The organism is Mesorhizobium sp. M0659, assembly GCF_040320605.1.
Classification (GTDB): Bacteria; Pseudomonadota; Alphaproteobacteria; order Rhizobiales; family Rhizobiaceae; genus Mesorhizobium.
Genome location: NZ_JAMYPY010000001.1, coordinates 172,771 through 185,214, shown reverse-complemented (window position 1 = coordinate 185,214; position 12,444 = coordinate 172,771). Strand labels below are relative to the sequence as shown.

Below are 12,444 nucleotides of genomic sequence, written 5' to 3'. Positions count from 1 at the left end.
CGACACCAACGAAGCCCGATTACACATTATTAGGGTTAACAAAGTTTTGCCGTCGCGGGCGCGCTAGTGACCAACGGTGTCAGCCAACCGCATATATGTCTTATGCCCCTAATGCACTGCGCGGCGTTGGCCAGATCGGTGGCGCCTCAGAGCGCGCGGACCGCCTCCAGCACTGCTTCGGCATGGCCTTTCACCCGGACCTTGCGCCAGATCCCGGCGATCCGCCCGTCCTTGCCGATCAGGAACGTCGCCCGCTCGACGCCCATATAGTTCCGGCCATACATCGTCTTCTCGACCCACAGATTGTAGGCCTCGATCACCTTGCGCGCCTCGTCGGCAACCAAGTCGACGGTGAGATCGTATTTGGTTTTGAACTTGTCGTGCTTCTTCACGCTGTCCGGCGACAGGCCGATCACCACGGCGCCGGCCTTTTCGAACTCCGGCTTCAGCTGCGAAAAGCTGATCGCCTCATTGGTACAACTTGTGGTGTCGTCCTGCGGATAGAAATAAAGTACAACGGGCTTCCCCCGCATCGAGGCAAGGCTGAGTGAGCCGCCGCCGTCGCGCGGAAGATCGAATTGCGGCGCAACGTCGCCAACGTCGAGATCAGCCATATCGATGCCCTTGTTTGAGGTTACGCGGCCCTAAATCAAAGAGATAGAGCATGATGCCTGGACAAACGGAAACCGTTTGTCCGAGAAAACCGCCTCACACTTTTCGGCATCATGCTCTAGCCTGCGTCGTTATAGTGTCGGGCGGGGATTCGTCCACGATCGAATTCGCACAACGGAAAATTGCGTGGATCAGGAAGAACCGCAGCACGAGAAAATCCGGTTCAGGCGTGACGAGATCACCGACCTGGGGGCTTTCCCGTCCGCTTGCCGCGTGCCGCCGCTCGGCAAGGCACGGATCGGCCGCGGCTTTCGCATCCTTGCCCGGCTGTTTGCCGGCATTGGAGCCCTTGTGCTGCTGGCAGCGGCCGCCGTCTACGTCATCGGCGCCACCGGCATCGGCAACGAACGGCTGCGGTTGGAAGCCGAAACGGCGATCGAGAAACTGGCCGGTTTCGACGTCAAAGTCGCCGTCGGTCCTGCCAGCCTGACACTTGACGGATCGAGCTTCATTGCGCTGCAGGTCAAGGATGTCAGCGTCGAGACGGCCGACGGCAAGCCGATGGCCGATGCCGGGCGCGTCCGCTTCGGCATCCGGCTGATCCCGCTGCTTTCGGGCGAGGTTCGGCTGACCAGCGCCAGGATTTCCGACGCCCATATCGTCACCGCGGCAATGCCGTCGGGTGGTGACTGGACAGCGCGCCTGCGCAATCAAGACGGTCTCATCGATCCGGAAAAACTGGCCGCCGCCGTCTTCAGTGACGTCAATCGTGCACTCGATGCCGTGCGCGAGGATTCGATGCGCCGCATCGATCTCAAAAATGTCGCATTCGAGCTGCCCGAGGCCGGATCGGTCAAGCTGGTCATGATCGCCAACGCGACGGTGCTGCAGTCGGGCCCCGGCAGCGTGGAGTTCTCGTCCGAGGCGGATGTCGATGGCCGCGCGCTCACCGTCACCGCCACCGCCACCCGCGATACGAGCTCGATGCGCGTCACCGCCTTGAACGCCGCCATCGACATGGCGGATGTCGCGGAGACCACGCCGGCGGCCGGCGGGCGAACCGGCGCGATTGCTTTGAAGCTCACCGGATCCGAAGGCTCGGGCGAGACCGATTCGCGGCTGACGGGCTCGCTGTCGCTAACCGGCTCGGTGCTCGACCTCGGCACACGCGGGCTGTTGCCGGCCGATGTCGATGTCGACGCCGCCCTCGTCTCCGGCTCCAACAAGATCGATGTCGGCAGGCTGGTTCTAAAGACCGGGCGCTCGGCGTTCAATTTCGCCGGCTCGATCGGGCCAAAGCCGTCGACCGGCGCGGCCGGCGAGGAGCCTTCCTATCGTTACGACCTGACCAGCGACGGCTCGACGCTGGCGCCTTCGGAATCGCCCGAGCCGGCGCTGAATTTCTTCGCCCGCATCGCCGGCGTCTATCAGGTCAAGAGCCGCAAGCTTGTCGCCGACCAGATCGGTATCAGGTCGGGATCGGGGAGCGAAGTGCTGGGAACCGCTGCGGTTTCCTTCATCGACAACGGACCGCCGGGTATCTCGGTGTCGCTCAACGTCCACGACATGGCGGTCTCGCACGTAAAGCAATTGTGGCCCTGGTTCTCCGCCAAGAACGCGCGGCTGTGGGTGCTGCAGAACCTGTTTGGCGGCCGCGTCGTCGATGCCAGCCTGCAGTTCCAGGTCGTGCCGGGGCGTCTCGGCAACGGCGTGCCGCTTTCGGCCGACGAGGTGTTCGGCCGCTTCCAGGTCGAGGGCTCGCGTTTCGACACCGCCGGCCGCATTCCGCCGATACGCGATGCCGTCGGCGTCGTTTCCTTCCACGGCAACGATGTCGACGTCGCGCTGTCCTCCGGCAGCGTCTACATGCCGAGCGGCCGCACCGTGGCGGCAAGCAATGGCACACTGTCGGTAAAGGCGGCAAACCACCCGCCGGTGATCGGCGCGCTCGACATCGACGTAGCCGGCGAGGCGCCGGCCATCGCCGAACTTGCCTCCTACGAACCGATCAACGCCATGCGCCATGTCGGCATCTTGCCGGACGACCTGTCGGGCACGGTGACCGGCCACGTCAAGGCCGACATTCCGTTGCAATCCGGCGTCGACACGTCGAAGCTCGATTGGCTGGTATCGCTCGACTACAAGGACCTGTCGCTCGCCAAGCCGTTCGAAGGCCAGATGGTGACCGATGCTGACGGTTCGATCGAAGTCGGGCCCGGCAAGGCGGTGATCTCTGCCAAGGCGCGGCTGAACGGCATTCCAGCCGAGCTCGATCTGGTTGAGCCGCTCAGGGATGGCGGGCCGCCGCGCAGCCGCAAGGTGGCGCTTGTGCTCGACGACAAGACGCGCGCCATCGCCATGCCTGGCCTGTCGCCGCTGATTTCCGGCACCATCAAGGTGGCAATCGACAAGAGCGGCGAAGGCGGCAGCCAGAACGTCGACGTTGACCTGACGAGCGCCAGGCTGGACATTCCCTGGGCAGGCTGGAGCAAGGGGCCGGGCATTCCCGCCAATGCCACTTTTACCATGAGCAAGTCCGGCGATACCACGACGCTGTCCGACTTCGACCTCGACGGAAAGAGCTTTTCGGTCGAAGGCGATGTCGTCCTGGTCAAGGGCGCGCTGTCTTCGGCCCGCTTCAGCAAGGTCGCCTTGAACCGTGGCGACGATGTCGCCGTGACGGTGAAGCGGTCGGGCAAGGGCTTTGCCGTCGATGTCAGCGGCAACGCGCTCGATGCCCGCTCGCTGATCAAGCAGTTCACCTCCGATGTCGATACCGCCACCAAAACCACCGGCACGGACGCGGTTTCGGTCAGCGCCGACGTCAATTCGCTAACCGGGTTCCATGACGAGGTCCTGTCCAATTTGAAGCTCGACTACAGTGCCGCCGGCTCCAGGGTGAACAGGCTCAAGGTCAGCGCCGCGGCAAGTTCCGGCGCCGCCATCACCATCAGCAATACGGCAGGCAATGGTGCTCGCGCGCTCACCATGAAGTCGGCCGACGCAGGCGCCATATTGCGCTTCCTCAACATCTACGAGCACATGGAAGGCGGATCGATCACGCTGGCGCTGAGCGGCACAGCCGACGGCCCGATGCGGGGACAGGTCGATTCGAGCAACTTCTTCATCGTCAATGAACCCAAGCTCGCCTCCATCGTCTCGACCACGCCAACCGGCGACAGCCGCAGCTTGAACGAAGCGGTCAAGGGCAAGATCGACACTTCGCGGGTAAAATTCGAGCGCGGCTTTACCGAGATCGACAAGGGGTCGGGCTATTTGAAATTGGCGAATGGCGTGCTGCGCGGCCCGCGCATCGGCACCACCTTCCAAGGCACGCTCTACGACCAGAACAACAATATGGACATGACCGGAACCTTCATGCCGGCCTATGGCCTCAACCGCATCTTCGGCGAGTTGCCGCTGGTCGGCGCTCTGCTCGGCAATGGCCGCGACCGCGGGCTGATCGGCGTCACCTACCGGCTTAAGGGCAACGCCAACAAGCCGGTGCTGGACATCAACCCGCTATCGGTAATCGCGCCGGGCATTTTCCGGTCGATCTTCGAGTATCGCTGAGGATCCCAGAAGACGGCTCAGGCAGGCCGCACAAGCACGTGCTTTTTCTTGCCCACTGAAAGCTTTGCGACGTTTTCCGGACTCAAATCCTGAGGCGTCACCATCCGCCGGTCGTCCGCCACCGGCTGGTCGTTGAGGCGCACGGCGCCACCCTGTATGTGACGCCTTGCCTCGCCGTTGGACCCGGCAAGGCCCCCGCTGACCAGCAGCGACAGGATGCCGATGCCGGCTTCCAGCGCGGCGCCGTCCACTTCCACGGTCGGCAGCGTTTCGGCCGTCACGCCTTCCTCGAAGGTCTTGCGCGCGGTCTCCTCGGCTTGTTGCGCCGCCTCGCGGCCGTGCACGATGGCCGTGGTTTCGGTGGCCAGCACCTTCTTGGCCTCGTTGATCTCCGAGCCGCCAAGGGCGGCCAACCGCGCGATCTCCGAAAGCGGCAGCCGGGTGAAGATCTTCAGGAAGCGCTCGACGTCGGCATCCTCGGTGTTGCGCCAGTATTGCCAGAAATCATAGGGCGAGAAGAGGTCGCCGTTCAGCCACACCGCGCCCTTGGCCGATTTGCCCATCTTGGCGCCCGACGATGTCGTCAGCAGCGGCGTGGTCAGCGCATAAAGCTGCGGCGTGCCCATGCGGTGGCCGAGATCGACGCCGTTGATGATGTTGCCCCACTGGTCCGAACCGCCCATCTGCAGCCGGCAGTCGTGGCGGCGGCTGAGCTCGACGAAATCATAGCCTTGCAAGATCATGTAGTTGAATTCGAGGAAGGACAGCGACTGTTCGCGCTCGAGCCGCAGCCTGACGCTGTCGAAGGTCAGCATCCGGTTGACCGAAAAGTGGCGGCCGACATCGCGCAGGAACTCGACATAGTTGAGCTTCATCAGCCAGTCGGCATTGTTGACCATGATGGCGTCATTGCCAGTGTCGCCGAAGCGCAGGATGCGGCCAAAAATTCGCTTGATGCCTTCGATGTTGGTGGCGATCGCCTCGGGCGTCAAAAGGCTGCGCTGGTCGTCACGGAAGGAAGGGTCGCCGATCATCGAGGTGCCGCCGCCCATCAGTGCGATCGGCCGGTGGCCGGTCTCCTGCATCCAGTAGAGCATGGTCGCCGATATCAGATTGCCGATGTGCAGGCTGGTCGCCGTGGCGTCGTAGCCGACATAGGCGGTCACGGTTTCCTTCGCGAAAAGTTGATCCAGCCCGGTCTCATCCGAAATCTGGTGGATGAAGCCGCGCTCGCTCATAACGCGCAGGAAATCGGACTTGAAGGCGGGCATTGTTTCTTCCTGAAAGCGCCGGGTCTAAACGGCCCGGCATGGCCTGAACGCGGGCGTTTAGCATCCAAGCGCGTCAAGCAAAAGTGGTTTCCGATTTTGCGCCGGCATGGACAGCCTATTCTGCACTGCCGCGCATGCTTGCTTCATCCTGTCGGCTGGCGTAATGAGGCGCCGCGCCAACGGGTTCGATCCGCTGGAACGGCACCGCACGGCATCCACCGAATGCCATATCTTGTGACAGAGCCCGACGCGATATGCCGGACGCATTGATATCAATCGTCATTCCCTGCCGCAACGAGGCGGCGAACCTGCCGCTGCTGATCGACGAGATCGAGGCGGCGATGACCGGGCGCGACTTCGAAATCATCGTCGTCAATGACGGTTCGACTGACGACACCGCTTCGGTGCTTGCCGCTGAAGCCGCCAAACGTCCGTTTCCGCTTCGCCAGCTTCGGCACGAAAAATCCGCCGGCCAGTCGCTTTCGGTGCGCTCGGGCGGTTGGGCGGCGCGCGGCTCGATCGTCGCCACCATCGACGGCGACGGCCAGAACGACCCGCAATATATCCCCGTGCTGGTCGATGCGCTGCGTCGGGCAGGGCCCGATTTCGGCGCCGCGCAGGGGCAGCGGTTGAAGCGCCGCGACAGCAAGATCAAGCAATTGGCATCGCGTTTCGCCAACTGGCTGCGCGGCGCGATCCTGCATGACGACACCCGCGACACCGGCTGCGGCCTGAAGGCGATCCACACCGATATCCTGCGCAAACTGCCCTTCTTCGACGGCACGCATCGTTTCGTTCCGGCCCTGGTCATCCAGGAAGGCTACCGCGTCGTCCATTGCGACGTCGTCGACCGCTCGCGCCGCCACGGCAAGTCGAATTACGGCATCTTCGATCGCGGCCTGCAGGGCGCGCTCGATCTCGCCGGCGTCTGGTGGCTTCGGCGCCGGCGCCGCAGAATGCCAAAGGTAGAGGAAATCACGCATGGCTAACGTGTTTCAGGAATTGGCGGCCTGGCTGCACCAGGTTTTCGTCAAGCAGTTCGACGCCTGGGTTCTGCTCGGCTTCGTTGCCCAGTTCTTCTTCACCATGCGCTTCCTGGTGCAGTGGATCGCTTCGGAAAAGGCCAAGCGCAGCGTCGTGCCGATCGCTTTCTGGTTCTTCTCGCTGTTCGGCGGCGGGCTGCTGCTGGTCTACGCCATCCAGCGTGAGGATCCGGTGTTCATCGCCGGCCAGGCCATGGGCATGGTGATCTACGTCAGAAATTTATGGCTCATCGCCAATGAGCGCAAGGCGGCGATGACCAAGGTCGACTGAGCCACCAGTCCCGCCAAATTCAGTCTGTCCGGTGTGTCGAAATGAGCAGGAACTACATCTTTCTCTTCCTGTTCAGCCTGATGATGACGGCGTCGGGACTGGCCTCTATGCCGCCGCTCGACCGCGACGAGCCGCGCTTCGTCCAGGCGACCAAGCAGATGACGGAGACCGGCGACTATGTCGACATCCGCTTCCAGGACGCGTCGCGCTACCAGAAGCCGATCGGCATCTACTGGCTGCAATCGGCCGCGGTGACGCTGAGCGGCGAGGGGGCACAGGCGCCGATCTGGATCTACCGGCTGGTCTCGGCGCTGGGCATCGCCATCGCCGTCGTCGCAATCGCCTGGACCGGGGCCAATCTGTTCGGCGCCAATGCCGGTCTTGCCGCCGGCCTCGTCATGGCGGCGATTTTCGCCACCGCCTTCGAAGGCCGTGACGCCAAGACCGACGCGATGCTGCTTGCCTGCTGCGTTCTGGCGCAAGGCGCGCTGGCGCAGATTTATCTGGCATCGCGCCGCAACGAGCCTGTCGCCGGCCATCTGCCGTGGATTTTCTGGGCTGCGCAGGGCGCAGCTATCCTCATCAAGGGGCCGATTGCACCGCTGCTGTCGGCGCTGACGGTGCTCACGCTGGTTGCTTTCGAGCGCGACTGCCGCTGGCTGGCGAGGCTGAAAGCCGGGCGTGGGCTGATTCTGGTGCTGTTGATCGTGCTGCCTTGGCTCGCCCTCATCACCTGGAAGAGCAACGGCGCCTTCCTGCAGCAGGCCGTCGGCAAGGATATGCTCGGCAAGGTCGCGCAAGGCGAGGAGTCGCACGGCGTTCCGCCGGGCTTCTACGTGCTGACCTATTGCCTGTTCATGTGGCCGTTCGGCCTTGTGGCGCTCGGCGCCGGACTGCAGGCGCTCAACCGATTGCGCGACGATCCGCGCCTGCGTTTCTGCCTCGCCTGGTACGTTCCGTTCTGGCTCGTCTTCGAATTGATCCCGACGAAACTGCCGCATTATGTGCTGCCGGCCTATCCCGGCATGGCCCTGCTCATCGGCTGGCTTTTGACGCTGACACCGCAAGAGGCAAATGCGCCGCTCAGGCGCTGGCAGACATGGCTGTGGTGGGCGACCGCATTCGGCACCGTTCTGGTGACAGTCGGTCTCGCCGTGCTTTGCGTTGGTGCGCCGATCTATCTCATGAAGACATTGTTATGGTGGAGCGTTCCGGCCGCCGCGGCAGCATTGGGCGCCGGCTACCTCGCTGTTTCGCGCCAGGCGCTGGTGCCGCTGGTCCGCATCGGCGGGGCTGCGGTTTGCGCCGGTATAACCTACGCCCTGCTGTTCGGTGTCATCGTGCCGTCACTGAAACCGATTTGGATGAGCCGGGAAATCGAGGCTGCGGTTCGCGCCGATCGTCCCTGTGAGATGAGCGTGCTCGCCTCCGCGCAATATCACGAACCGAGCCTGGTATTTCTGGTGGGCACAAAGACGGTACTGACCGATGTCGACGGGGTTGCGCAACATCTGCTTGGCGATCCGGCCTGCGCGCTGGGCCTGGCGCCGGTCGGCGATGAAAAACGGCTGGATGACCTGCTGGCGGGGCAAGGCAAGAAGGCCAGCCGCGTCGCTGAAATCGACGGCATCAACTATTCGTCAGGTGATAAACTGTCGCTCGGCCTGTACCGTGTGGCGAACTGATACCTCTTCAATGATGGCGCCGAGCTCCGCATGTTGATGAAGTCGCCAAAGCCGGCGCGTGCCGCTTTGCCTGCCATGCTCCGGCAGTCTGTCGCTAATTTCCGCGATACTTTCGGGATTGTACGGCATCGCCTGGCGACGCGCCCGGCGCGCTACCCGAAAATCCTGTGGTCGGTCTGGGTCGTGGCCTGGCTTTTGCTGACGATCGCGGTGTCGCTCCGTTTCGACCATCTTGCAGGGACCATGGCGAGGCAGTGGGCTTCAGGCTCGACCAATGTCTTTCGCATCGCCGAGTTTTTTACCTTCTTCGGCCTCGGCGGCTGGTATCTTGTCCCGTCGGTACTGGTGCTGATTGCGGCGAATCTGGCGGATTGGCGCAGCCTTTCCCGGCGCGCGCGGATGACCTTCTACAACTGGACCTGCTTTGCTTTCATGGTGCTGGGTTCGATCGCACTCTCGGCCATGGTCGTCAACGTGCTGAAATATGGCGTGGGCAGAGCCAGGCCGATGAATTTCGACAAGCTCGGCGATCTATCGCTGCATCCTTTTTCCTTGGAGGCGCGCTTTGCCAGCTTCCCGTCCGGCCATGCCACGACCATGGGCGTCATTTTCGGCATTGCACTGCTGTTGTTGCCCCAGCGCAGATGGGTGCTGCTGGCTGCAACCTTGTCGGTCGCATCGACCCGGATCTTTATCGGCGCGCACTATCCGAGCGACACTGTCGCCGGCTTCGGCCTTGGCTGTGCTGTTGCCATCGTTTGCGCGATGGTGCTTGGCCGGCTGGGATGTATCTTCCGCTACACGGCGTCGGGGTTGCCGGTGGCAAAAACTACGTTCCGCCTATTCCGTCGGGCTCGCAAACCAAACCAAAACGATGCGCCGAGACAGACGAATTTCCGCATTGGAGCAGCGCCGGCAAGCAACTGAATTGCTGACGCCTTTGGAACCATCTAAGACCACCCCAGCTAGCTGTCGATGCCACCCCAGCTCCGCACCAGCCGAGCCATGTCAGGCGCGCCGGCGGCTTCCTTCTCCAGCCCTTCGGCGACACCGACGCGGTCGGCGACGGGCCGGTTCTGGCTGACTTTCCACTTGCCGCTGATTTCGGCGATCTCGATCTCAAGCCCGATGATGCCCTTGATCTGCGACTGGATGAAGGTCGGCGGCGCATCGGTCACCGCCCAGGGTGCCTCGCGGGCGCCTTCCTGTGACAGCGTCAGCTCGGTGATCTGCTGTGCGATCCAGGCGGAATCCTCGATCACTCTGACCGTTCCTCGCACCTGGACAATGGCGTAGTTCCAGGTCGGCACGACCTTGCCGGTCTCGCGCTTGGTCTCGTACCAGGACGGCGTCACGTAGGCGTCGGCGCCCTGGAAGACGACCAGCACCGGCGATGTCGGATTGTCGGCCAGCTGACGCCATTGCGGGTTGGCCCTGGCCAGATGGGCGCGCAGCCGGCCATTCGGCCCAACCTCGGCATCAAGCAGGAAGGGAATGGCATTGGCGACCGGGCCATCGGCGCCGTTGGAGATCAGCAACCCCAGCGGATGCGTCCGGATCAGCCCGTGCAGGACGTCCGGCCGCGTTTCCTGGAAATGGGGAGGCTGGTACATGATCGGTCATGCCTTCTTGCGCTGGCTGAACCGGCATTGTGCACCGTTCAGCCGAGCCGCGCCACATGTCAGGCTGGCTTCACCGTTTGGATCAGCCGAAATGGCATTGTCGCGCCCATGATGGGCACGACTGTGACGGCATCGGACCGGGAGTTTTTGTTTTGACGCAATTCCGGACGGAAAACCCGTTTACACTTTTCCTGGAATTGCTCTTAGCGCAGCCGCTTCGGCCGCGGATCGGACAATTCGCCGGCCAGCCGTCGGTCGAGATAGTCGGCGCATTCCTCGAGCAGCAGATCGGCGTCGTTGGCGAAGAAGTGGTTGGCGCCTGGCAAGGTCTTCTGCGTGATGGTGATGCCCTTTTGCGTGTGCAGCTTGTCGACCAGGCCCTGCACATCCTTGGGCGGCGCCACCTTGTCGGCATCGCCATGGATGATCAGACCCGATGACGGGCAGGGCGCCAGGAACGAGAAATCATAGGTGTTGGGCTGCGGCGCGATCGAGATGAAGCCCTCGATCTCGGGCCGGCGCATCAGAAGCTGCATGCCGATCCAGGAGCCGAAGGAATAACCGGCCACCCAGCAGCTCTTGGAATCCGGATGCAGCGACTGCACCCAGTCGAGCGCTGCGGCGGCATCCGACAATTCGCCGGTGCCGTGGTCGAATTCGCCCTGGCTGCGGCCGATGCCGCGGAAGTTGAAGCGAAGCGTGGTGAAATCGCGCTTCTGGAACATGTAGAAGAGGTCATAGACGATCTTGTTGTTCATCGTGCCGCCGAATTGCGGATGCGGATGCAACACGATGGCAATCGGCGCGCTCTTCTCCTTGGAAGGCTGGTAGCGGCCCTCCAAGCGGCCGGCCGGACCGGTGAAAATGACCTCAGGCATGAACTACTCCAAATGGCATACGAATGCGCGGCGCCCGGAACAACTCTTTACTCTAGCCCCAGCCCTTCCGGGCCTTGACGCAGGGCAAGCGTCTTCTTAGAAGCTAGTTTAGAATTGTTCAAAACTGGATAGCCAGCCGTGACGGCCCGGCCATCCTCGCCGCAAGCCGCGTAAATAGGACGTCTTGCCTTGCAATTTCAAGGAAATAACGCGCTATCCTTGCGGAAAGGGTCTTGACGGGATCGATTGGGTGAAAATGGCCGCAGCACGCGCCTATCTCGACTACAATGCCAGCGCGCCGCTCATTGCCGAGGCGCGCGAGGCGATGATTGCCGCGCTCGATCTCGTCGCCAATCCGTCGTCGGTGCATGCCGAGGGGCGCGCGGCGCGGCGCCTGATCGACACTGCCCGGCGCGATGTGGCAGCACTTGTCGGCGCCAAGGCCGAGCATGTCGTCTTCACCTCCGGCGCGACGGAAGCCGCATCGACGCTGCTGACACCGGATTGGCGGATGGGCCGTGGCACGGTGCGCATGAGCCGGCTCTATGTCTGCGAGGCCGACCACCCTTGCCTGTTGAACGGCGGCCGCTTCCCGGCAACACAGGTTTCGCGGATCGGCGTCGACGCCGATGGCATCGCTGACCTCGCTCAGCTGACAGCCGCTCTGGCCGCGCATGACAAGGCCGAAGGCCTGCCGTTGGTCGCGATCCATGCGGCCAACAACGAGACCGGCGTCATCCAGCCGATTGATCGCATCGCCGCGATCGTCAATGCGGCGGGCGGCATTCTGGTGGTCGACGCGGTGCAGGCTGCGGGCCGTGTTCCCATCGATATGTCAGCGGCTTACGCCGACTATTTGATTCTGTCTTCGCACAAGATCGGCGGCCCCAAGGGTGTCGGCGCCGTCGTTGCGGCAGCCGATCTGATGATGCCGAAGCCGCTGATCAATGGCGGCGGCCAGGAAAAGGGCCATCGCGGCGGCACCGAAAACCTGGCGGCCATCGCCGGCTTTGGCGCCGCGGCGCGGCAGGCTTTGGCTGGACTGAAAGACGTCGAAGCGATCGCGCAACGCCGCGGCGAGGTCGAGAAAACACTCAAAACGCTGGTGCCGGACGCAGAAATCTTCGGAACCGGCGCGCCAAGGCTTGCCAATACGACATTCTTCGCTATTCCCGGCATCAAGGCCGAGACGGCGCAGATCGCGTTCGATCTGGCTGGCGTTGCGCTGTCGGCGGGATCGGCCTGTTCGTCGGGCAAGGTCGGGCCGAGCCATGTGCTGAAAGCCATGGGTCATGGCGACAGCCTGGGCGCTTTGCGCGTGTCCATCGGCCACGCAACGAGTGCCGGGGATATCGAACTGTTCCGTGCTGCGCTGGCCGGTATTGCCCAGCGCCGGGCGGGCAGGGAACAAGCCGCCTGAGGCGGCGACAAAGAATTCAGGCCTCGCGGCCTGGTAGAGCCGTGCGTTTGCAAGTGGCCGGGTGAATTC

At 63.1% G+C, this 12,444-nt stretch carries 10 protein-coding genes; 6 read left to right on the top strand and 4 right to left on the bottom strand.

What is annotated here, in order from left to right; genetic code table 11:
* Positions 1–146: 146 nt before the first annotated feature.
* Positions 147–614, bottom strand: coding sequence for a peroxiredoxin (locus tag NKI31_RS00950; RefSeq protein WP_023819420.1), 468 nt, complete (start codon positions 612–614; stop codon positions 147–149).
* Positions 615–798: 184 nt separating this feature from the next.
* Between NKI31_RS00950 and NKI31_RS00945 the strand changes: the two genes are divergently transcribed.
* Complete coding sequence (locus NKI31_RS00945) at positions 799–4,185, top strand: hypothetical protein (protein ID WP_352650070.1); 3,387 nt, start codon at positions 799–801, stop codon at positions 4,183–4,185.
* Between the two features lie 17 nt (positions 4,186–4,202).
* On the opposite strand, the gene tyrS is transcribed toward NKI31_RS00945, so the two are convergent.
* The gene (tyrS, locus tag NKI31_RS00940; protein ID WP_023694103.1) at positions 4,203–5,456 is read right to left on the bottom strand and encodes a tyrosine--tRNA ligase; all 1,254 of its coding nucleotides are present in this window, start codon (positions 5,454–5,456) and stop codon (positions 4,203–4,205) included.
* A 254-nt stretch (positions 5,457–5,710) separates the two neighbouring features.
* On the opposite strand from tyrS, the gene NKI31_RS00935 reads away from it, so the two are divergent.
* The 4 genes from NKI31_RS00935 to NKI31_RS00920 are packed head-to-tail and all read left to right on the top strand — an operon-like array spanning position 5,711 to position 9,382.
* Positions 5,711–6,445 (top strand): glycosyltransferase family 2 protein, encoded by a 735-nt coding sequence (locus tag NKI31_RS00935; RefSeq protein WP_352650067.1) that lies wholly within the window; start codon positions 5,711–5,713, stop codon positions 6,443–6,445.
* The gene (locus NKI31_RS00930) at positions 6,438–6,770 is read left to right on the top strand and encodes a lipid-A-disaccharide synthase N-terminal domain-containing protein (protein ID WP_023822407.1); all 333 of its coding nucleotides are present in this window, start codon (positions 6,438–6,440) and stop codon (positions 6,768–6,770) included. The genes NKI31_RS00935 and NKI31_RS00930 overlap by 8 nt, the downstream gene beginning before the upstream one ends.
* Before the next feature lie 41 nt (positions 6,771–6,811).
* Complete coding sequence (locus NKI31_RS00925; protein ID WP_352650065.1) at positions 6,812–8,455, top strand: ArnT family glycosyltransferase; 1,644 nt, start codon at positions 6,812–6,814, stop codon at positions 8,453–8,455.
* 30 nt (positions 8,456–8,485) lie between these two features.
* A complete protein-coding gene (locus tag NKI31_RS00920; RefSeq protein WP_352650063.1) occupies positions 8,486–9,382 on the top strand; it encodes a phosphatase PAP2 family protein in 897 nt (298 codons plus the stop codon).
* Positions 9,383–9,420: 38 nt separating this feature from the next.
* Here the strand turns inward: NKI31_RS00920 and NKI31_RS00915 are convergent, their stop codons facing one another.
* Positions 9,421–10,068, bottom strand: a complete 648-nt coding sequence (locus tag NKI31_RS00915; RefSeq protein ID WP_023697554.1) for an FMN-binding negative transcriptional regulator — start codon at positions 10,066–10,068, stop codon at positions 9,421–9,423.
* A gap of 212 nt (positions 10,069–10,280) precedes the next feature.
* Positions 10,281–10,955, bottom strand: a complete 675-nt coding sequence (locus NKI31_RS00910; protein WP_023669128.1) for an alpha/beta hydrolase — start codon at positions 10,953–10,955, stop codon at positions 10,281–10,283.
* A gap of 256 nt (positions 10,956–11,211) precedes the next feature.
* Here NKI31_RS00910 and NKI31_RS00905 point away from each other — a divergent pair, with 256 nt between their 5' ends.
* Positions 11,212–12,375, top strand: a complete 1,164-nt coding sequence (locus NKI31_RS00905) for a cysteine desulfurase family protein (protein ID WP_023711505.1) — start codon at positions 11,212–11,214, stop codon at positions 12,373–12,375.
* The last annotated feature ends 69 nt before the right edge of the window (positions 12,376–12,444 follow it).